Raw genomic sequence first — 21,690 nt, 5'->3', positions numbered from 1 at the left:
TTAAATATTTTCAAATTGCAATCTATACAAGTCATAGTAAATACCTTTTTTATTTAATAAATCTTGGTGAGTTCCTTCTTCAACAGCTAAACCTTTGTGTATTACAATTATTCTTTCGGAATTTTTAACTGTTGAAAGTCTATGTGCAATTGATACAATAGTTGTTGTTTTTGATAAATCATTTAAGGCTTTTTGTATTAAATGTTCAGTTTCAACATCTATATTTGCTGTTGCTTCATCTAATATAATTATTTTTGAGTTAAAGATTACTGCTCTTGCTAAAGCTATTAATTGTTTTTCACCAGCTGATAATGTAGATCCTCTTTCTAAAATTTTTGTTTCATAAGCATCTGGAAATTTTTTAATAATTTCTTCAGCATAAACCATTTTTGCAGCCGATTTAACTTGTTCAATTGATATATTTTCATTGAAGAGGCGGATGTTTTCTATTATATTCCCAGTAAATAAGTAAACATCTTGAGGAACAACAGCTATTTTTTTTCTTAAATAGTTTAAATCATATTCATAAAGATTTTCATTACCTATTTTTATATTGCCTTCATTAAATTTATATAATCCATTCATTAATTTTATTATAGTAGACTTTCCAGAACCAGTTTCACCAACTATTGAAACTCTTTCATTATCTTTAATATTGAAGGTTACTCCTTTTAATACATAATTATTATCATGAGAGTATGAAAATTTAATATTATCAAATTCAATATTTCCATTTTTTAAAGTTTTTATTTGTCCTTTTCCAATATCTTCTTTTTCTTCATCCATTATTTTGAATATTTTTCCAGCAGATGAAAAGGCATTTTGCATTATATCATATTTTTCTGCAATATCAAATAATGGTTTAAAAAACATATCTATATAAGCTATAAATGCATAAAGCGTTCCAAATGAGATAAAATCATTTTTTATTTCTTTAGATCCAACCCATAAAATTGTACTTATAGTTAGGTAATATAATAAATTCATTGCAGGTCTGAATATAGCATAAATGAGTAATTGTTGCATTCTTGCTTTATGTAATTTTTTATTCATACTTTGAAACTCATCTTTTTTTCTTTGTTCTTGATTAAATAATTTTGTAACTAAACTTCCAGAAATATTTTCTGCAAGATAAGAATTCAATGCAGATATTCTTGTTCTAACTTTATTATAGGCTTTTCTATCAAGTGTTTTAAATAAAAACATTGATATAAGGACTATTGGGAATGTAATCATTGTATATAAAGATAATTTTACGTTTAAATATACAAACATAAAGTAAATAACACCAACGATTATTGCTATATCCTTTATTAAACTGGTCATTACATCTGTAAAAAAATCTGATAGATTTTGTGTATCATTTACTACTCTTGTTGTTATTTTTCCAGAAGGATTTTTTGTAAAAAATTCAAACTTTGTTTTATTTATTTGTTCAAACATTTTTTTTCGTATGTCATAAACAACCTTTTGTCCTAATAAATTTGAAAAATAAACCTGTCCATAATTTGTAAATAATTGTAGAATTAGTATTAAAAGAACTATTATTGTAAAAAAGCTCAATTTATCTATTTTAGTTTTTTGATCTTTTTGTACTTGATTTTCAGAAGCTTTGATTTTAGTATTATCTTTAATGAAGTAATAAGAATTATCTGTATAAGTTAATTTGTAATCTCCTTTTTCACTTTCTATAAATGTATTGTCTTTATTTTTTATATAAGTTTTTTCTGATGAAATTACATTATCTATTCCAAATTTTATTATTCTTGGAATATTTAAATCTATTATTGTAGAAAAAAATAATGATACAAAAGCAATTACTAAAATTAATTTATACTTTTTAATATATTCCCAGAGTTTTTTAAAAGTGTGTCTATCACTCAATCCTTTTTCATTTTCTTCTTTTAATATATTTTCATAACTTGAGGCCACTTTTTATTCCTCCTTTAGTTTTTCTTCAATTAGTTGTTTTTGATACATGGAATAATAAGTTCCATTTAAATTAATAAGTTCTTCATGATTTCCCTGTTCAATAATTGTTCCATCTTCAAAAACAAATATTTTGTCAGCTTCTTTTACAGCTTTTAATCTATGAGATATTACGAGTATAGTTCTATTTTTAATTTCTTCTCTAAGGTTTTTTATAATTTTTTCTTCTGTTTCTGTATCAACAGCAGATAGACAATCATCTAAAATGATCATTTTAGAATCTTTTGCAAGAGCTCTTGCTATTGTAACTCTTTGTCTTTGACCACCAGATAAAGAAACTCCTCTTTCACCAACTTGAGTATCATATCCTTTATCGAGTGCATTTATATCTTCGTGAACATTTGCAATTTTAGTATACTTTTTATAATTTTTACTTGAGTCTGTATTAGAAAACATTATGTTATCTTTTATTGGCATTGAAAATAAAAAGGTATCTTGAGGTACGTATGCAATATTATCTCTTATAAACTTACTATTTAATTTATTTATATCAACATCATCTATAAAAATACTATCATTTTTTACTTTGTATAACTTAGTTATTAATTTTGATAAAGTTGATTTTCCAGATCCTATTTTTCCAACAAATGCTACCATTTCTCCAGAATTTATATCTAAAGAGATATTTTTTAAAACGTTTCTTTCAGTTTCTGGATATTTGAAAGTTAAATTTTTTATTTTTATAACTCCATTAAAATTTTTAGAAATATATTTAGGATCTTCTATACTACTTTTTTGTTCTAATACTTCTTCTATTCTTTTTACTGATGTTTTTCCTCTTTGTATTATATTAACTAACCATCCAAAAGCCATCATTGGCCAAACTAGCATACCAACATATTGATTGGTTGCTATAAAGTTTCCCAATGTAATTTGCTTTGTTATTACCATTTCTCCTCCATATCTAAAAACCAAGATAGTGGCCAATGCACCTAAAAACATTATTACTGGAAACATAAATCCCCAAACTTTAATAAGGCTTATTTGAGCATCATAATTTCTTTTTGCTTTCTTTTCAAAAAGTTTTTGTATTGTTTTATGATTTGAAAAAACTTTTATTACATTCATTCCTGCTATACTTTCTTCCGTTATATTAGATAGATCAGATGTACTTTCTTGTAATTCAATAAATTTTTTGTGTATTAATTTTCCTAAAATTAAAGAAACAAGTGCTATAAAAGGTAAAGGAAGTATTGAAACTAAAGTTAACTTCCAGCTAACCTCTTGATTCATTTTATATATAGTTAAAATTGTCATAAAAGTTGTATCTACTAGCATTATTACTGCGTTCCCAGTTAATCTTCTTGCCATTTGTGTATCAGATGTAAATCTTGTCATCAAGTCTCCAGTTCTCCATTTATCAAAAAAATTTTGATCTAATGTTATTATTCTTGAAAACATTTTATCTATTGTTTTGTATTGAAAAAGTCTTGCAGAACCAAATATAAATATTCTCCATAAAAATCTACCAAGTACTAAACCAAAAGCTAAAAATAATATAGAAGAGATCAATATTTTAAGATAATCCATACTAGAATTAGTATTTAAAATATCGAAAATTTGTCCAATTTTTTGTGGAATAATTACTTGTATATAATCTACAACTAACAAAACTAAAATACCAAGTAAATATCTCCACCACTCTTTTTTATAAAATTCTTTCAATAGCAAATCGATCACCATCCATAATTTTTATTTTTTTTAATAGTTAGCTTTGTTTACTAATATTATAACACTAAAAAAAGGATTTTACTAATAAAAAAAGAAAAATTAAATGAAAAGATTATTAAGGAGAGATTAGTATGCTTGAACAGTATAATAATATACATGTTTTTTGGTTTGAAAATGGAGCAAGTAATGTTACTTTTTTAGAAACTAAAAATGAATTAATTGCTTTTGATAGTTCCTTTTATGGTTCTAAGTTTGATGAAATGACTAACATAATGGAAGAAAAAACTTCAAAAAAATTAAAAAAAGTTTTTATAACTCACTTTCATCCAGATCATTCATTTGGCTGTTTGACTTCTAAAAAAAATTTTGAAATAATAATGAATATAAAGACATTTTCTAATTTAAATAATTTAACTTCAAAGTATTTAGAAGATGTTTCAGAAATTTCTGGATATAATTGTACAAATATAAAAAATAAATTAAACTTAAAAAATATTGAAATTTTTGAAGATACTTTTTTTAAAGTTATTGAAGATACTATTATATCTGGAAAAAATGTTGGTGGTCATACAAATGATTCAACCATATATATGTTAAAACCTTTAAATTATTTAATAAGTGGGGATTTAGTGTTTTCTAGAGTTCATACGGAATTTTTAAATGAAAATATAGATTTATGGATAAAAATATTAAAAAGATTGCAAACTATGAATATAAATAAAATATCTCCAGGACATGGTATACCAGGAGATATAAAGTTGATAAAAAATCAAATAGAATATTTGAATAGTTATAAAAAAAATAGAAATTTAAAAAATTTATATTATGATTATGTGTTATCTGAAATAGTTCAAGGAAGATAATTATTTAAAATATTGCTTGCTTCTTTATCATTCAATTGAGTTATTTGTGAAATTGTTATTATTGCTTTTTGCTTTTCAGTTGAGTTTAAAATTTCAAATCTATCAAAAAAATATATATCATTCATTGGATTTTTTAAATAAACTTTAAACTTTGCATAGTCTATTCCTAGAAAAAGTTTTAAAGCAATTTTATCTTTTGGTTCATATATACTTATTAATGAATTTCTAATTTTTATAGTACTTTCTTTAAATTTTGTTGGTTCAAATATTGAAGTTAGTATGTTCATTATATTTGGAATTTCTGAAGTAAATAAATTTAAATCAGATGAAAAATCATAACTATTTTTTACTTTTGTATACAAGTTATTAGTATACAAATCATATACGTAAACAATGCCGGAGAATAACTCCGGCTTTTTTACATTAAATATATAAAATCTATTATTTATAACGCTCATTGTTGTTAAAATATTTTTTTTATCAGTTATTTCAAAATCAATTTTTATTTTTATAGAAAAATTTTTTAAAGACGTAAAACTGGATATGTATTTTTCAAAATAATTTATGGAAAAACCATGTATTAAAATGATAATTAAAAATAATAATAATAACAATTTTTTCATCATTTTAAAGATCTTAACCTCTCATCTAAAGATACTATTTCTGTTATTCTAACACCAAAACTTTCTTCAATAACAACAACTTCACCACGAGCTATTAGTTTTCCATTTGCATATATATCTAAAGGTTCACCTGCAAGCTTATCTAATTGAAGCATTGATCCTTGATGTAATTGTAGTACTTCTCTTAAACTCATAGAAGTATTTCCGAGTTCAACAGTAACTTCTAGTGGAACATCTAATAGAAGTTGTAATTTTGACATATCAACATTTTCATTTGGTATAGTTTGATTTCCTGAAATTGCTCCAAAATTAACGGGATTCACATTTACTCCACTCCCTTGTTGTATTACATTTTGACTAAATCCTGAAGGCTGCTGCATTTGTTGCATAGGTTGTTGCATAGGTTGTTGCATAGGTTGTTGCATAGGTTGTTGTGTTTGTTGAACAGGCTGTTGTTGAACGGGTTGCTGAGTAGATTGTTCAGAATCATCTCCAGCCATAACTTTTTTCATTAATTCTTCAATATGTTTTGCAAATTTTGCTGGAATAAATTGCCAAAATGTTGTGCTAGATAATCCTTCAATGTCCATATTAAATTTTACAGATATTATATCAGCATCAGCATCACTCTCAATAGGTGGAAATTGAGTATCTTTATTTGAAAAATCTATAATTCCAACTTCTGGAGGAGAAATATCAACTGGTGTTTTAATAAATTCTGATATGGCAGTTGAAGAAGATCCCATCATTTGATTCATTGCTTCACCAACAGCACTCATACTAATTTCGTCCAATGATTGAGTTTCATCAATATTTCCGTCGCCACCCATCATTAAATTTGCAATTATTAAGGCTACATTCTCAGGTAAAACAAATGAATTTAATCCTTCTAATCCTTTTTTATACTGTATTGTAATAACTAATTGATTCCCATTAAATTTTTCTTTTATATCTTTAAATTTTACAAGACTTGTTTCAGGTGATGTTATATTAACTTTTCTTCTCAATAGAGTAGACATGGTAGTTGCACCAGCACCCATTGAGATATTTCCAACTTCACCCATCATATCTAATAAGGAATTATCTATAGATGGTTCTTCATTTAATCCGTTTAATAAAGAATCAAGTTCTTCCTGACTTAAAAATTCATCACCCAACATTTTCTACACCACCGTCAGTTTTTTTATTGTTTTTATTATTTGTAGCTTCTTTTATATTTTTTTCTATGATAATTTTTTCTAATAAAGCTTCATTTTCTTCTTCAATTTTAACAGCATAAAATCCCTTATTTGTACCAACTTTCACCTTGAATATAGGAGTATTTTGTACATTTAAATCTATTGGATCTTCATAAAAAGAATCCAATCTTATGACATCGCCTATACTTAAATTTAAAATATCGTTTAAATATAATTTGGATTTACCCAAAACAGCTGAAAGTTTTAATTTTGAAAGCATTAATAAATTTTCTAAATTTTTATGAGACATTTCTGATTTTTTAAAGACTTGTTGCCACATTCTTGTTGAAAGTTTATCGCTTATAGGTTCTAAAGTTGATGATGGAAAACATAAATTTATAAATCCCTGAGTATCTTTAATTGTTATAGAAAGCGTTATAAGTACAATCATTTCATTTGGTGGAGCTATTTGAACAAATTGCGGATTAGTTTCAACTTTTTCAAGAGATATATCAAAATCTGCTATTATTGACCAAGATTTGGAAAGAGATCTTAACATTACATTTGATTCTTTTCTCAAAATTGAAGTTTCTATTTCTGTTGGAGCTCTAAGTTCATCAATGGCTGTTCCAGGTCCACCAAGTAATGTATCAATAATTACATATCCAACATCTAAACCTATTTGTAAAATTGAATTTCCGCTCAAAACATCAGTAGAAAAAATTGAAATATATGTTGGAGAAGTTAAAGATTGTTGAAATTCAGAGAAAGTTATTTGATCCAAACTTGCATATCTAACTTCAACATAAGTTCTACATCTTCCAGATAAATAAGTAGAAAGTTCCCTTGCAAAATTTTCATGGATTAATTGTAATGTTCTCGACTGTTCACGTGAAAATTTTGTAGGTCTTCTAAAATTATATTCTCTTACTTTTTTTTCTTCTATTATTGGTTGAACGGACTCTCCATCTGTTTGTTCTTCATCACCAATAGAATTTAAAAGTTGATCTATTTCTTCTTGAGATAAAGTATCAGCCATAGTAACACCTCGTTTATTGTTGCTGAATTGTCATTATAATAATGTTTACACTTCTAACTCCTAAATTTTCTCTTTCACCAGTATAACCAGTTATTTCATTAACAGCATCTTTTATTTGTTTTCTTAATAGCTCCATGCCTTGTTGGGTGGTTACTTCGGCTCTTGTTTTATTTAAAAATAACATTCTTATAGCATCTTTTATTTCAACTTTATTAGCACCTATAGTACTACCACATTCTTCGCTTCCTACTTTAAATTCAAGTGCACTGATTACGGCAACTTCTCTACCGCCTTTTAACATAACTGGTTCTCTTGAACCATCTTTTATTAATTCGGCTTTTGAAATAACTGGAGCCCTTAAAGTAGATGTGTTGGCTTTATTTTCTTGAGATGGTATATTGCTTCCAAGGAGTTTTACCATAAAAAAAGAAACACCTCCAGCTATTATTAACATCAAAACAGCACCAATTATTATTAATAAAATAGGATTCAATGGTTTCTTTTCTTTTTGTTCTGGCAATTTTTGTTCTTCATCAGCCATATTTTTATACCTCCATTATCTTATTCTTTGTCTTAAGATTAAAATATCTATTCTTCTATAAATCTTTCTTAATCTTTCTAATTCATTTTCATAGTTTTTATTTAATTCTTTTTCTTTTTCTTTTAAATCAACAGCAGTTATTTCTCCTGTTTGAAATTTTGTTGTATAAATACTCTTTTGAGATTCTAATTCTGATTTTAGATTTGTTATTTCTTTTTTTATATCTCTATCTCCAACTGAAATAGGAAAAAATCTATCTGGATTATAAAAATAATCTATATCAAAATTTCCTGTTTTAACTTCTCCTATTCTTTCTAACATTCTTCTTTTTTTTAATTCATTGGTAAAGAAATAAGCAACACTTGCTGCTCTCGCAGCACCTAAATGCCAGTTAGATGGATATATATTATTAGGAGTAACTGCGCTATCATCAGTAAAACCATATATTTCTATTTCATTAGTTGTATGTTCAATTATTATAGTTCCTATTTCTGCAAGAATACTCTTAGCTAATGCAGTTAATTCAGCACTTCCTTGTTTAAAATATGACATATCTTTTAATGAAATTATAGTTCCTCTATCAGTTTCTTTTATAGTTATTTTTCCCTTAAATCTTTCATCGTTTATTATTTTCATTAAATCTTGTTTGACACCATTATTTTCTGTTATTAAAGGTTCATCTTGTATTGATTTACCTCCAACTAAAACGCCTATAGGTTTTCCTTCAAAAACATTATTAAAACTTTGAGCCATTTGTTGAAACTTACCAGGTGAAATACTTGACATTGCAAATAAAGCAATAAAAAAAGTCATTAAAAGTTGGTTCATATCACTAAAAGTAGCCATCCATGCAGGTGAACCAGCTGGACACTCTTGTTTTTTAGCCATTGTCTCACCTCATTATGCATTTTCACCTTTTTCAGCTTCATAAGCCTTTCTTTCTTCAGCTGATAAAAAAGCTTTTAATTTTTCTTCCATTAATCTTGGATTTTCACCTTGTACTATTGAAAGTATTCCTTCCATTGACATTCTTTTTTGATTTACAAATTTTGAAGTTCTTTTTTTTAATTTTTCTGCCATAGGTAAAGCAAATATATTTGCAACTAAAGCACCATAAAGTGTTGTAATTAAAGCAACTGACATTTTTGGACCAAGTGTCGTTGGATCGTTTAATGTTTTTAAAAGTAAAACGAGACCAACTAATGTACCAATCATTCCAAAAGCAGGAGCAAAAGCACCCCAACTATCCAAGACAGCAGCATTCGCACCGTCATCTTCTTCAAATAATTCCATTTTTATTTCTAATATTTTTCTAATTTCTTCAGGATCTGTTCCATCAACTGCTGCACGTAATCCATCTTTTATAAATTCATCATCTATACTTGGTATATCTTCTTCGAGTGCAATCATACCATCACGTCTTGCTTTTTCAGCAAAAGAGTACAATGTTCTAAGTGTACCAAGATTATCAATCGTTGGATTTTTAATAGCAGACATCATTATATTAACAATTTTAAATGATTTGTCTTTAGGATGTGCTATTAGAGTAGCTCCTATTGATCCAACAACGGTAATAAATATAGAAGTTGGATCTATCATATCTCCAATGTTTGCACCAACACCAAGCATGAAAGCAACTAAGGCCAATACAATTCCCGCCAAACTTGAAATATCCACTTATTAGTCCCCCTTTTGCAAATAAAAGCTTCTCTTATATTTTATCACTTTTTCTATAACTTCTTCAATACTTTCCTTTACAACATAAAAATGTCCATTCATCATTGTAATAGTAGTATCAGGGCGACTTTCTATTTTTTCAATTTGTTCACAGTTTATTATAAACTTTATATTGTTTAATTTGCTTAGTTCTATCATATTATCGCCTCATATTATCTTTTCATGTTTACAAGTTCATTAAGAATTGCATCAGAAGTAGTTATTATTCTTGAAGTAGCTTGAAATCCCCTTTGAGCAACTATCATATTTGTAAATTCTTCTGCAAGATCAACATTCGACATTTCAAGTGCTCCAGGTATTAAAGTTCCTCTTCCACCAACCCCAGCAACTCCAATTTGTGCAAGCCCGCTGTTAGAACTTTGTGCATACATTGAATTACCTATTTCTAATAAACCTGCTGGATTATTGAATACACCAAGAGAAACCTTTCCTAATTTATCAGTTCTACCATTTGTAAAAGTTCCAACAATATCTCCAACTTCATTTATTGCAAATGCATCAAGAGTCCCTTGAGCATTTCCATCTTGATCAGTTACTTGAATAGAGTGTGGAGATGAAAATTGAGTTATTTCATTGAATTTTATTTCAACATTAACAGGTCCAGCACCAGCAGTAGATGATGGAGTAACTGTTGGATTTAAAGCAGCTCCAGTTTGAGATGGATCAAACCAAAAACCAGCAGAACCATTTGTAGCATCTGTAATATTTGTATCTATACTACCATCATCTTTTATTCTCCATTTAGTTGCAGCTATAGAACCATTTCCATCAAATGCAATTACACCTTCAGCGATTGCACCAGATGTGTCGCGTGTTCCATCAGAGTTTAATTTATAAAGCGGTGTACCATCTGCGAGTTCTGCTTTCCAATACCATGTATTTGTATCTATTTTAGTAAATTTTGTATAAACATTATAGTCTTTTCCTAGGGCATCATATACTAAAGTTGATGTTGAAACTGTTGGATTAGAATAATCTACAACAGCAAAATTTTGAGGATTTGAAACATCAACTAATTTTATATTTCCGCCAGATGGTGGTTGAATTACTTCTCTAACCGAATAATACGTTCCAGAAAAATTGTCTACTGTATCAGAATTTTCACCTGATAAACTAAATCCAGATAGATTATAACCATTAATAGAAAAATCATTTAAAGAATCTGTTCCAGATAATGCGGAACTTAAATCTATAGTATAACCTCCTGATGAAAATGTGGTAGCTAAATCATTAGGGTTTTCAATAGGATTTGTATCTGTATTTGTAAAGGTCAATTGTTTTCCATCGATAGTTGCATTTATTGTAACTGTTTTAGAAGCGCTATTATAAGATAAATTAAAATCCGAAATTTTATTGGTAACATCGATATCTGATGAATCTTTTGCAGTTATTTTTGTACCATCTAAAGTAACACTACCATTAGATGTTGGAATTGAATATTTATTTGCAAGTGCAAATTTAGTCGATCCAAAGTCTGAATTTAAAGTTGATATTTTAGAATCAGCTGGAGTGTAGTCAAAAACAACATTAGTACCTTCAACATCTGATAAAGTTATCTTATAATCTGTTCCATTCCAATCCATCTTTATATCTGCTGGATTATAATAAACTTCTGAACCGTCAGATTTTGTTACTTTAATATTTCCCGAAAAAGTTGCACCAGATCCTGCACCACCACCACTTTTAGTAGTAGTTAATGTTACATCTGCACCTGTTGATGTTTTTAAATCTCCACCAACATCTAATATTTTAAATTTTGTATCTGTAGCTGCATTTGTAGTATCTCCTTTATAAGTTACCCAATTTATAACATTTCCAGATTCATCGAGTTCAAGATATCCATTTAATTCATCTAAGTCAGATTTACCACTAGCTTCATCTAAAAATTTCATTTTATCACCAGGTTCAACAAGTTTTGCATTCCATTTATAAACATATCTATCTCTATATTCTGATTTCATATCTCTACTAAAGGTCATTTTTACTGGCAACTTTGTACCAAGTTTTGAAGTTATTTCCATAGTTGTTTCTTGAAGTCCAACATCTGTATTTAAATTATGTGCTAATGTTATTGCAGATGTTTGCTTTGCAGGCATTACAAGTCCTGTTGATATTTTAACATCTCCTATTGGATCATTAGTATCAACATATCTTTGACCAGTATTTGAAAGTTTTGCACTCCAACCTTGAAGTTTAAATCCAGAAGCGGGATTTACAAGGTAACCAGTTTTATCAAGAGTAAAATTACCAGCTCTTGTAAAATAATTTGCTTCTCCGTCAGATAAAACAAAAAAGCCATCGCCTTGTATTGCTAAATCAGTTTTTTTCCCTGTATTTTGAAAAGATCCTTGACTCATAACCTTATCAACAGAAGATATTTTTGAACCAAGTCCTATTTGTATAGGGTTTGTTCCACCCAAAGCACCTTCTGAAGCTTTTCCTGCTTTTAGTGTTTGTAAAAGAGTAGTTTGAAAGGTTATTCTTGAAGCTTTAAATCCTGTTGTATTTACATTAGCAATATTATTTCCAACTATATCCATTTCAGTTTGAAAATTTTTCAATCCAGTTATACCAGAGTACATTGCTCTCATCATTTCAAAATTACCTCCTTATGCATCTTCACTTATTTCTTTTATTGAACTTATTGGATACTTTTTGTTGTTTACTATTACATAATATTTATTGTCTAAAAATTGAACTGCTTGAGCTTTTCCACCATCGATAGGAGATATTTCAGTTTTTTGACCATTTAAATATGAAAAAACTTTTATTTTGTAGCTCCCATCTGCCATGGAAACACCATTATTATCTTTTCCATCCCACAAATAAGGATAGCCTCCTGCAGATTTTATTCCCATGTCTTCTCTTTTAACAACTTTACCGTTGGAATCGTAAATTTCAACTACTATTGGTGATTCTTCATCAACTTTAAAATATATATTTTCTGATTTTCCATCGATAAGATTTACTTCATTATTTTCAACAACAACATTTTTTCCAACAATTGAAGCAGCTTGCATTTTATTCATATTCATTTGAGAATCTATCATGTTTTGAAAAGAAGTGCTCATATTCATTATTTGTTCAGTTGTTGAAAGTTGTGACATTTGAGCCAACATATCTTTTGTATCCATTGAATTTGTAGGATCTTGATTTTGTAATTGAGTAACTAATAATTGCAAAAATGCTTCTTTATCCAAACTTTTTTTTGGAGCTTTACTTCTTTGAGCTTGAAGTGTTCCCATATATATTCCATTCATTTCATCAAGCATTTTCTTCACCTCTTAATAATGATTCGAATGTATTGGTTTTTTCTTTTTCTTCTCTTTTCTTTTGTTCTTGTTGATTTTGTTGATCATCTTTTTCTTGTTGCATTAAATCTTCTTTTTGTTGTGAATCAACTTTTACAGTTACAGGATTATAACCGTTGTCTCTTAAGTTTCCAACTAAAGAATGAAGTGTTTTTGATAATGTGTTTTTTGCATTTTCTGTTTCTGTTAATATGTTTATTGTAACTGCTTTTCCATTTTTTATTATTTCAACATTTATTTTTCCAATTTCTGGTGGAGTTATTTTCATTGAAATACTTTCTTTTAGCATGTTTTGAGTTATATTTTTATTTAATACTTCTTCTACTTTTGTATTAAATTTTTCAAGAGGTATGTTTTGAATAGGTTGTTTTGGTAAAATTTTAATATTTTCATTAGATATTTTATTATTAGATTTACTTAAATTAAGGTTAATTTGAGGTATTTCATGTTTTATTTTAAATTTGTTAATGCTCAAAGGCATTTTTTTTATTTTTATATTTTCGTTAGATGATATTTTCTTATTGTGTGAGTTTACATTATTGAGGTTTGAAAGTTTAATATTTTTTTTATTAATATTTGAATTGTTAAAATTTAAAGTATCAATTTTTAAATTGTTTGTTTTTAAATCTTTTTCTATAGATCTTTTTGGAGTTTCTAAAGATTTAAATTTGTAATTTTTCAAGGTTAAAATACTTGAATTAAAACTATTGTTTTTTAATAAATCATTTTTAATAAAGTTTAAAGTAGTTTCGTTTTTTAATTTTTTTTGTTTATTAAAGTTAGTATTTTTAGAAATTTTTAAAAATATTTTTTTTAAATTTGTATTTTTTTGTATTTGTATTTTTTTGTTAGTGATAAAATTATTTGGAATATTTTTTCCTTTTGAAATATCTATATTTAAGGCTTTATTTAATGAATTATTTTGAGTTAAGTCTTTTGGTATTACAAAGTAAATTGTGTTTTTTTCTGAATTATTTTTTATTTTAAATTTATCTTTTACTTCTTTTATTGAAGTTTTTTCTTTTAAATTATTATTTTTAAGTTTTTTAGTGTTAGTTAAAATATTGTTTGTTGGACTTATTTTTTTATTATTTTTAGATTTAGCTATTGGAAGATGTTTTATTAATATAAATTTTTTTTCAATATTTTTTAAGTTTTCTTTTTTATTGATAGGAATTAATATTTTTTTATTTTTATCTGAAACTTCTATTAAATTTGATATTGAACCATTTTTTTCAACGATTTTTTTTAAAGAAATATCTTTGTTTGGAAATAATTTTTTTAATTTTTTGATCATAGATTTTTTTGTTATTTTTAAATTAAGAGTATCATTGATAGCTTTTAAAATTTCATTTATTTCTTTTGTTATTGAAGTAATAGTACCATTTTTATTTTGTTTTTTTGTTGTTTTAAGAATGTTTTTAGATTCTTCATCTATTAAAGTAATTTTTGATTTTTTAGGAATAATAATTTTTTTTAATAAAACAGGTGTTTTTATGGCATCTTCTTCGTAAGGTTTATTTTTTTTAGGAATATGATGGTTTACAATTTTTTTGTTAGATTTTGTTTTATTTAAAACTTTATTAAAATCATCTTTTTTTTCATTATTTTTAATAGCTTTAATATTTTCTTTTGGAATAGGAATATTTTTTATTAATAAGCTAGTTTCCACTACTTCCACTTCCTTTTTCTCCTAGTTTAGAGATTATTTGTGCTGCTTTATCTGGATTAACTTCAGACATCGCATCTAAAAGTTCTCCAACTATGCTTGGTTGTAAAATATACAATGCATCAACTATTAAATCTATTTTTACTTGACTTTGCTGTAATGCTTTAATTATTTTTGAAGGAGTTGATGAGGATAGCCATTCTGCAATTTTTTTTACTCTATTGTTGTAATTGTTATAATCATTTATTTTTTTTTCATATTCAGAACTTAATTTTTGAACTTCTTCTTTTTTTAAAATTAAATCACTTGAATCTTTAGTAATTTTTTCAAGTAACTTTTGCATTTCTTTTTTTTGAGCTTCGAGTTTCTTTTTTTCATCTTCAATAGCTTTTTGTTTTTCTTCTATTAGTTTTGTTTGCAATAATATTGGATCTCCAACTTTAAGATATTCGTATTTTACCATTTTATTTACATAAGGAATATCTTTAGTTAAATAAGCTAAATAACTTCTCCAATCAGATTTTAAATTAAGGTTCATATAAGATAATCTATTGAATTCAAATGATATGTATCCTACAAAAAGTAATGCAACTGCAACAACAAGACCTATTATAAAAAATATTATTATAGTTTTAATTCCACCTTTTTTCTTTTCAGCCATTTTAAACCTCCTTACAGTTTATATTTCCATATAAAGACTTTTTTTCCTAAAAAAACGAGTAGCAAAGAATAAAAGAATAAGTTTTAAAATAATCATTCTAAAGTATTATACTATTTTAAAGATAATTTGTCCAAATTTAATATAAAAATAAATAAAATGACGAATAAATTCGTCATTTTATTGGGTTTAATCTATTAAATTCATAGTTTATAGTACTTAAAACATAAGTAACTGCTGTTTCTATTCTAAAAACAGTATTTCCAAGATTTGTTATTTTAAAGTTTTTTTCAGAAAAAAACTGTTTTTCTTCATTTGAAAATCCCATATCTGGTCCAAATATAAGATTAATACTTTTATTAATTTTTTTTATTTCACTTTTAAAGTCATAAGTATTATTAAAATCAAATACAATAGAGTCGATTATTGGAATTTCTTGAAATTCAATAAAATTTAAGTTTGGAAAAAGTGGTAAGTAACTCTGTTTACAAGCTTCTATTATTATTTTTTTAAATTTTTCAATATTTTTATAGCTCAATTGAGATTTTTTACCTTTAAAAATATTTATTGAATTTACTCTTAATTCTACAGCTTTTTCTATAATTTCACGCATTTTTTCCCATTTACTCATTCCAACATATAAATTTATATTAGGATTAAATTCTTTCTTAAATTTTATAGTATTTATTATACTTAAGATACTTTCCTTTTTTTTAATACTTTCAATAATACAATTATAAATATTTCCGTCTCCAGTAAAAACATCTATTGTATCTCCAATGTTTTTTCTTACGATCTTTAAATGAGAAGTTTCATTTTTATCTAAATAAATACTATTGTTCTTTAATTTTCCATAAAAAGCATTTGGCATCAGCCTATAACATCCATTCCCATAAATGGTCTTAATACTTCTGGAACTTCTATTCTACCATCTTCAAGTTGATAATTTTCCATTATTGCAACAAGAGTTCTTCCAACTGCTAAACCAGAGCCATTTAATGTATGAACATATTTTAATTTATTATCTTTGTCTCTAAACTTTATATTAGCTCTTCTCGCTTGAAAGTCTCCTGTTGTTGAACAAGAAGATATTTCTTTGTATGAATTATAACTTGGAAGCCAAACTTCTATATCGTATGTTTTCATTGCAGAAAATCCTAAGTCGCCACTACACAATCTAACTACTCTATAAGGTAATTTTAATAATTGTAATACCTTTTCAGCTTGTGAAGTTAAAGTTTCTAAATCTTGTTCAGATGTTTCTGGTTTTGTATGCCATACAAGTTCAACTTTATCAAATTGATGTTGTCTTATTATTCCTCTAACATCTCTTCCGTAACTTCCAGCTTCTCTTCTAAAGCAAGGAGTGTAAGCTACATATTTTGCAGGTAAGTCTTTATTTTCAATTACTTCATTTCTTCTGAGTCCAACAAGTGTTACTTCAGCTGTTGGTATTAAAAACATATCATCCGGTTTTGTATTGTATAAATCTTCTTCAAATTTTGGCAATTGACCCGTTGCAGTTATTGTTTCTCTTGTAACCATAAATGGTGGAAGTACTTCTGTATATCCGTGTTCAATTGTGTGTAAGTTCAACATGAAGTTTATCAATGCTCTTTCAAGTTTTGCTATTTGTCCTTTTAAAACAGCAAATCTTGATCCACTTAATTTAGCGGCTCTATCAAAATCTATTAAATTTAAGTTTGTGCCAAGATCCCAATGAGGTTTTGGTTCAAACTTAAATTTTCTGGGTTCTCCCCACTTTCTAAGCTCTATATTATCATTATCATCTTTACCAATTGGTGTATCTTTTTCGAAAATATTTGGTATGTATAATAATTTTTGCATATACTTTTCATCTATTTCTTTCATTTCTTCTTCTATTTTTTTTATGTCTTCTCCTATTTTTTTCCCATTTACTATTATTTTATTTGCTTCTTCATTTTTTCCTTCTTTTTTTAATTTTGAAACCTTCTTTGAGTTGTTATTTCTTTCAGCCCTTAAGACTTCTACTTTTTTCAATAAGTTTCTTCTTTTTTCATCTAAAGGTATTAATTCATCCAATAATTTAGTATCAGCATTTCTTTTTATTAAAATATCTTTTATTTCTTCATAATTATTTCTAACATATTTTATATCTAACATATTTTTCCTCCTTTAAGTGGTATTTAATAAATTTATTTAGTATCTTGTGTATTATTTTTTTCTTCATCTTTTATTTTCAAAGTTATAGATACATTTTCTCCAGTAACTTCATTTGTATCAGTATTAAATATAGCTTTTTGAGATTTCATAGACATTTTTTTTACATCATTTTTTATATTTACATCTCCAGTTAAAATTAATTTTTTTGAAGTTTCATTATATTCAAATTTTTTAGTTTTTATAATATAATCATCTTTGTATATTTCTATTAAAGTGTCGGAGATACCACTATATTTTTTGTTTTTATTATCAATATTCATACTATCACAGTATATTGATAAACTTGAATCATCAACTTTTATTATGGTTATAACTTTTCCATTTAGCACACCTTTTTCTGTTTTCATATCAAACTTTATTTTATTAGAAGAAGCTTCGAAGGTGTCAGTTTTTATTTTTGTATTTAAACTTTCTAAATTTCTCCAATCATCATCGACTAATGATATAGTTGCTTCATTTGTATTTATAGTTATATTATCTTTTTTTATTTCAGCATTTCCTTTTAAAACATAATATTTATCACTTCCAAACATATTTTCTGCTTTAACTCTAAATGTTCCTGAAAAAGTACTTAAAGTAATTAATATAAATAAAATAATATAAAGTTTCTTCATTTATTCTCCTCCAAATAATTTTGAATAGCTTTAACACCATCAAAAAAAGTTTGTATATTGAAAGGATTCTCAGATACTTTGAAAGGTATAATGGTGTTGTGATTTTCTGTTATTATTTCAAAATTTTTTTTAGCCAATAAAAAAGATGATTTTAAAAGAATTTCAGATGCATTTTTTGGATTTTCAAGACATATTTTATATTCATAAGATGTGTAAAGGGTATCATTTGGAACATCTATTGGCACAAATCCCAATTTTGATGAAGCAATATAAAATCCATCATTATATTCATAATATTTATAGAATGGTGATATTGCTAATTCCATTAACAATACATCAGATAGTTTTGTTTCTTCTTTTAAATAACAGCTTTTTCCAGTTTTTATATTAAATACTTCAAAGTTTACTTTGTTTTTCAAATCTTTTATTTTTAAATCTTTAAAATAGGAATTTAAATATGTTTTTAAATCTTTTTGATTATAAAGTTCTAATTTCCCACCACCGAGTTTTAATAACATAGAGGCTTGTGAGTATCTGTTTGAATATATTTTATTTATGTTAAAAATTTTTTTTAAATGGTTTTCTTTTTCCAATAAAAAGGTTTTTAATCTTCCAAAAAAAGTTTCGCCATACATTCCATAAAATATACCTATTAAACTTCCTGTTCCACTTGTATATAAGTTAAAAGATTTTTTTGATTTTATTAAACCTTCAAGTACTCCAGAATTCCAGTACAATCCTTCTAATAAATCTCCAATAGCTATATTCATTTTATATCACCATACAATTCTTTTCCCTCTTCATAAACTTTCATATATTTATTGAATTCAAACCACATGTATTTACCTTTGTATTCATAGTATTCATCAGCTTTTTTTAAAGAATTTTTAGTTATTCTATCTATTTTAAAGTTATCAATATAACTCATATAATCCATTCCATCTTTAAATTTAGTTCTTAATTCAATAGGAGAAACATGATTAGCTATAACATATTCTGCTCCTAATTTTCTTGCTAATTCAACAGGAACTTCATTTAATACACCACCATCTATTAAGTTCATTCCTCCTAAACGTTGAGGAACAAATGCTCCAGGAACATTTGATGATGCCATGACAGCATCAACAATATATCCTTCTGTTATTTCTTGTAACTTTCCAGAATTTATATCTACTGAAACTACTCCTAATTTTATTTTACAATCAGAAAATTTTTTATTTCCATATAAATCAGTTAAAAAATCATAAACAATATCATTTTTTGCTATACCTTTTGATGCAAGTAATTTTGCAAAAATATTTATTTTTGAAGATAAATCTTTACTCAATTCATCAAGTTTTTTACTATACTTATTCATAACTATTTCAAATTTATTCATTATTTTATTAGGTCCTTCAAGAGCAAATAATGCAGCAGTTACTGCACCTGCACTACATCCAGTAACAACATCAAAATTGATATTCCTTTTATTCATAAGTCGTTCAATTAATGCTGGATGAGCTACTCCACGTATGCCACCACTACCTAAAGCAAGTCCATATCTCATAATAATAACCTCACAATCCAGATGAAAGTAAAATCCAAGTTATTGCTGCTCCAACACCTACACCAATTAAACCACTTGTTAAAGAAGATATAAAAGAAACTTCTTGAGGTTTTTTTAACATTTTTATTTCTTCTTCTAATTTATTTAACTTACTTTTGTTATCTTCTATTTTTTTATTATAAGTTAGTTCTTCTGAATTATTAGAATTAGTAGACAATGTTTCTATTTTTTTTGATAAATCCATTATTTTTTGATTATTATTTGCTAATTCTATTGCTATTTTATTTTCAACTGTTGATGTTATTTCATCTTTCATTTTATCTGGATTAATACTAAAAATTACATTTGATTTTATTTTATAATATTCTTGAAGTAATTCTCCATAGGATTTATTTAATTCATCCATTTTTCCAGTATTAACATTAAAAGAATTTATTTCATTTTCAATAGTTTTTAACCTTTGAGAGAGATCTATAATACTCATTTCATTGTTTGAAGATTTTTTATTGAGGTTTTCAATGATGTTTTGATTATTTAATATTTTTTCATTTACATCATATAAATTTTTAATATCTTTTAATTTTTGAGAATCAATATTTAAAATTTTTGATAAGCTGTCTATTTTAGTATTAATTGTATCAAAGCTATTGTTTATATTTTCTATTTTTGAATTATTAGCTTTGAATTGATCTTTAATAGTTTGAAATTCATTTAGTGTTTTATCTATATCATTAGAATAAATATCTACTTTTTTAATTTCATCAGAATAATTTGAAAAAAATCTTTCTAAACTAGCTACTCTTTCATTTAAGGAACTATTATCAATATTTATATTATTTGATGTGGATATTTTAGACATTTCAAACATAATTCCATCAACTTTTTTACTTTGAAATATTAAATTAGATACCAAGTTATCATATTTTTTTTCTATTTCATTTATTTTTTTTGTATAATATTCTTCTTTTAAGTTAAAAGAATCAATATATGATTTATTATATTCATTTTGATTGTTTAAATTTTTCAATGAAGTTTCAAGAGTATTTAAAGTGTTTCTAAGAACTTCTATATCTGTTTTTATTTTAAGGATCTCTCCGGTTGTATTTGTTTTTATATTTTCGCTATTAAAGTTTGCAATACTATTTATTTTAGCTTCTAAATTCAATAATCTGGAATCTATTCCATTTATATAAGAATCAATTTTTTGATTTGAATTAGTTTCTAATTTGTTTATTCTTGAATCAAGATTAGAAAAAGTTGCATCAAGAGTTGCATTTAAATATCCAACTTCTGAATTAGCAATATTTCTCATGGATGCTTTTAAAGCATCTATTTCTATATTTAATTTTTGATTTACATAATTTTTTAATTCATTTCTACTTTTTTCTTCATTTGAAACTATTATAGTGTTTAAGTACTCTATTGATTTATCATATTTGTTATTTAAATCTTGAACACTTTGTTCAAATTTTGAAAGCCTATCAGAAAATTCATTAACTGTTGCTAAAGTTGTATCGCTTACTCTTTTTAATTCTTCTAAAGCAACTTTTTGAGCGATTTTTTGGGCTTTGTTTTCAATTTCAGTAAATACAGCATTATTTGAATTTATACTACTGCTTGGATCTATTACCATTAATATATCATTTATTTTTTTATTTATTTCATCTATATTATTTTCAATTAAAATAGATTTTTCTGAATAATTATAAAATGATGTTTCTAATGTACTTATTCTTTTATCTAAATTCATATTCTCTAAAATAGATAATCTATCTTCAAACTCTTTTATCTTTACTCCATACTTTCCTTTGAAGTAATCTAAAAATTTTGAACCAAAAACAGCTAAATCATATTTAATTATAGGATTTGCACCATTAAATCTTGCTTGATTATCTACAGTCATTATTTGATTTTCAATCATTCTTATTACATGAGGATACGTTGGTGATGAAGGTTTTAAATCCTTTATCGTTGGTTCTGAAAATATAAAAATAGAAATTAAAACAATAGTTAGTATTAAAACATTACGTTTCATCATTACACCTC

General features: G+C 25.8%; 20 protein-coding genes. 1 reads left to right on the top strand and 19 read right to left on the bottom strand.

Features of this window, described 5'->3' with window-relative positions; translation table 11 throughout:
* Nucleotides 1-1,932: an ABC transporter ATP-binding protein gene (locus IGS63_RS11640; RefSeq protein WP_190615009.1), complete on the bottom strand. Its 1,932-nt coding sequence runs from the start codon at nucleotides 1,930-1,932 to the stop codon at nucleotides 1-3.
* Nucleotides 1,933-1,935: 3 nt separating this feature from the next.
* Complete coding sequence (locus IGS63_RS11635; protein WP_232521243.1) at nucleotides 1,936-3,669, bottom strand: ABC transporter ATP-binding protein; 1,734 nt, start codon at nucleotides 3,667-3,669, stop codon at nucleotides 1,936-1,938.
* 122 nt (nucleotides 3,670-3,791) lie between these two features.
* Between IGS63_RS11635 and IGS63_RS11630 the strand changes: the two genes are divergently transcribed.
* Nucleotides 3,792-4,523 carry an MBL fold metallo-hydrolase gene (locus tag IGS63_RS11630; protein ID WP_190615007.1) on the top strand — a complete coding sequence of 244 codons (732 nt, stop codon included), beginning with the start codon at nucleotides 3,792-3,794 and terminating at the stop codon, nucleotides 4,521-4,523.
* Here IGS63_RS11630 and IGS63_RS11625 read toward each other — a convergent pair.
* From IGS63_RS11625 to IGS63_RS11545, 17 genes are all read right to left on the bottom strand, one after another.
* Nucleotides 4,511-5,149, bottom strand: coding sequence for a hypothetical protein (locus IGS63_RS11625; protein WP_190615006.1), 639 nt, complete (start codon nucleotides 5,147-5,149; stop codon nucleotides 4,511-4,513). The two genes, IGS63_RS11630 and IGS63_RS11625, sit on opposite strands and share 13 nt — an antisense overlap.
* Nucleotides 5,146-6,306: a flagellar motor switch phosphatase FliY gene (gene fliY / locus IGS63_RS11620; RefSeq protein WP_190615005.1), complete on the bottom strand. Its 1,161-nt coding sequence runs from the start codon at nucleotides 6,304-6,306 to the stop codon at nucleotides 5,146-5,148. Before fliY ends, IGS63_RS11625 begins: the two co-directional genes overlap by 4 nt.
* A complete protein-coding gene (gene fliM / locus IGS63_RS11615) occupies nucleotides 6,296-7,363 on the bottom strand; it encodes a flagellar motor switch protein FliM (RefSeq protein WP_190615004.1) in 1,068 nt (355 codons plus the stop codon). The genes fliY and fliM overlap by 11 nt, the downstream gene beginning before the upstream one ends.
* A 13-nt stretch (nucleotides 7,364-7,376) precedes the next feature.
* The gene (locus IGS63_RS11610; protein ID WP_190615003.1) at nucleotides 7,377-7,904 is read right to left on the bottom strand and encodes a flagellar basal body-associated FliL family protein; all 528 of its coding nucleotides are present in this window, start codon (nucleotides 7,902-7,904) and stop codon (nucleotides 7,377-7,379) included.
* Nucleotides 7,905-7,919: 15 nt separating this feature from the next.
* On the bottom strand, nucleotides 7,920-8,792 hold the full coding sequence (locus tag IGS63_RS11605) for an OmpA/MotB family protein (protein ID WP_190615002.1): 873 nt from the start codon (nucleotides 8,790-8,792) through the stop codon (nucleotides 7,920-7,922).
* Between the two features lie 12 nt (nucleotides 8,793-8,804).
* The gene (locus tag IGS63_RS11600; RefSeq protein WP_190615001.1) at nucleotides 8,805-9,581 is read right to left on the bottom strand and encodes a motility protein A; all 777 of its coding nucleotides are present in this window, start codon (nucleotides 9,579-9,581) and stop codon (nucleotides 8,805-8,807) included.
* 3 nt (nucleotides 9,582-9,584) lie between these two features.
* Nucleotides 9,585-9,779, bottom strand: a complete 195-nt coding sequence (locus tag IGS63_RS11595) for a flagellar FlbD family protein (protein WP_190615000.1) — start codon at nucleotides 9,777-9,779, stop codon at nucleotides 9,585-9,587.
* Nucleotides 9,780-9,793: 14 nt separating this feature from the next.
* Nucleotides 9,794-12,235 (bottom strand): flagellar hook-basal body complex protein, encoded by a 2,442-nt coding sequence (locus IGS63_RS11590; RefSeq protein WP_190614999.1) that lies wholly within the window; start codon nucleotides 12,233-12,235, stop codon nucleotides 9,794-9,796.
* A 15-nt stretch (nucleotides 12,236-12,250) separates the two neighbouring features.
* A complete protein-coding gene (locus IGS63_RS11585) occupies nucleotides 12,251-12,913 on the bottom strand; it encodes a flagellar hook assembly protein FlgD (RefSeq protein WP_190614998.1) in 663 nt (220 codons plus the stop codon).
* On the bottom strand, nucleotides 12,906-14,624 hold the full coding sequence (locus tag IGS63_RS11580) for a flagellar hook-length control protein FliK (protein ID WP_190614997.1): 1,719 nt from the start codon (nucleotides 14,622-14,624) through the stop codon (nucleotides 12,906-12,908). The genes IGS63_RS11585 and IGS63_RS11580 overlap by 8 nt, the downstream gene beginning before the upstream one ends.
* The gene (locus IGS63_RS11575; RefSeq protein WP_190614996.1) at nucleotides 14,614-15,282 is read right to left on the bottom strand and encodes a hypothetical protein; all 669 of its coding nucleotides are present in this window, start codon (nucleotides 15,280-15,282) and stop codon (nucleotides 14,614-14,616) included. Before IGS63_RS11575 ends, IGS63_RS11580 begins: the two co-directional genes overlap by 11 nt.
* 172 nt (nucleotides 15,283-15,454) lie before the next feature.
* Entirely contained in the window at nucleotides 15,455-16,150 is a 696-nt protein-coding gene (locus tag IGS63_RS11570) for a 16S rRNA (uracil(1498)-N(3))-methyltransferase (RefSeq protein WP_190614995.1), read from the bottom strand.
* The gene (serS, locus tag IGS63_RS11565) at nucleotides 16,150-17,424 is read right to left on the bottom strand and encodes a serine--tRNA ligase (protein WP_190614994.1); all 1,275 of its coding nucleotides are present in this window, start codon (nucleotides 17,422-17,424) and stop codon (nucleotides 16,150-16,152) included. The genes IGS63_RS11570 and serS overlap by 1 nt, the downstream gene beginning before the upstream one ends.
* A gap of 32 nt (nucleotides 17,425-17,456) precedes the next feature.
* Nucleotides 17,457-18,098, bottom strand: coding sequence for an LptA/OstA family protein (locus IGS63_RS11560; protein ID WP_190614993.1), 642 nt, complete (start codon nucleotides 18,096-18,098; stop codon nucleotides 17,457-17,459).
* Nucleotides 18,095-18,868 carry a patatin-like phospholipase family protein gene (locus IGS63_RS11555; protein WP_190614992.1) on the bottom strand — a complete coding sequence of 258 codons (774 nt, stop codon included), beginning with the start codon at nucleotides 18,866-18,868 and terminating at the stop codon, nucleotides 18,095-18,097. Before IGS63_RS11555 ends, IGS63_RS11560 begins: the two co-directional genes overlap by 4 nt.
* Nucleotides 18,865-19,644, bottom strand: a complete 780-nt coding sequence (locus IGS63_RS11550) for a patatin-like phospholipase family protein (protein ID WP_190614991.1) — start codon at nucleotides 19,642-19,644, stop codon at nucleotides 18,865-18,867. The genes IGS63_RS11555 and IGS63_RS11550 overlap by 4 nt, the downstream gene beginning before the upstream one ends.
* Before the next feature lie 10 nt (nucleotides 19,645-19,654).
* Nucleotides 19,655-21,679, bottom strand: coding sequence for a coiled-coil domain-containing protein (locus tag IGS63_RS11545; protein WP_190614990.1), 2,025 nt, complete (start codon nucleotides 21,677-21,679; stop codon nucleotides 19,655-19,657).
* Nucleotides 21,680-21,690: the final 11 nt, after the last annotated feature.

This window comes from Tepiditoga spiralis (assembly GCF_014701195.1).
GTDB classification, from domain to species: Bacteria; Thermotogota; Thermotogae; order Petrotogales; family Petrotogaceae; genus Tepiditoga; species Tepiditoga spiralis.
The sequence above is the reverse complement of the archived record's forward strand: the minus strand, read 5'-3'. Positions and strand labels throughout refer to the sequence as shown.

Bases quoted from the DNA above. Each gene is read 5' to 3' on its own strand.
- IGS63_RS11630 (WP_190615007.1), top strand. From the start codon at position 3,792: ATGCTTGAACAGTATAATAATATACATGTTTTTTGGTTTGAAAATGGA.
- IGS63_RS11625 (WP_190615006.1), bottom strand. From the start codon at position 5,149: ATGATGAAAAAATTGTTATTATTATTATTTTTAATTATCATTTTAATA.
- fliY (WP_190615005.1), bottom strand. From the start codon at position 6,306: ATGTTGGGTGATGAATTTTTAAGTCAGGAAGAACTTGATTCTTTATTA.
- fliM (WP_190615004.1), bottom strand. From the start codon at position 7,363: ATGGCTGATACTTTATCTCAAGAAGAAATAGATCAACTTTTAAATTCT.
- IGS63_RS11610 (WP_190615003.1), bottom strand. From the start codon at position 7,904: ATGGCTGATGAAGAACAAAAATTGCCAGAACAAAAAGAAAAGAAACCA.
- IGS63_RS11605 (WP_190615002.1), bottom strand. From the start codon at position 8,792: ATGGCTAAAAAACAAGAGTGTCCAGCTGGTTCACCTGCATGGATGGCT.
- IGS63_RS11595 (WP_190615000.1), bottom strand. From the start codon at position 9,779: ATGATAGAACTAAGCAAATTAAACAATATAAAGTTTATAATAAACTGT.
- IGS63_RS11590 (WP_190614999.1), bottom strand. From the start codon at position 12,235: ATGATGAGAGCAATGTACTCTGGTATAACTGGATTGAAAAATTTTCAA.
- IGS63_RS11585 (WP_190614998.1), bottom strand. From the start codon at position 12,913: ATGCTTGATGAAATGAATGGAATATATATGGGAACACTTCAAGCTCAA.
- IGS63_RS11575 (WP_190614996.1), bottom strand. From the start codon at position 15,282: ATGGCTGAAAAGAAAAAAGGTGGAATTAAAACTATAATAATATTTTTT.
- IGS63_RS11570 (WP_190614995.1), bottom strand. From the start codon at position 16,150: ATGCCAAATGCTTTTTATGGAAAATTAAAGAACAATAGTATTTATTTA.
- serS (WP_190614994.1), bottom strand. From the start codon at position 17,424: ATGTTAGATATAAAATATGTTAGAAATAATTATGAAGAAATAAAAGAT.
- IGS63_RS11560 (WP_190614993.1), bottom strand. From the start codon at position 18,098: ATGAAGAAACTTTATATTATTTTATTTATATTAATTACTTTAAGTACT.
- IGS63_RS11555 (WP_190614992.1), bottom strand. From the start codon at position 18,868: ATGAATATAGCTATTGGAGATTTATTAGAAGGATTGTACTGGAATTCT.
- IGS63_RS11550 (WP_190614991.1), bottom strand. From the start codon at position 19,644: ATGAGATATGGACTTGCTTTAGGTAGTGGTGGCATACGTGGAGTAGCT.
- IGS63_RS11545 (WP_190614990.1), bottom strand. From the start codon at position 21,679: ATGAAACGTAATGTTTTAATACTAACTATTGTTTTAATTTCTATTTTT.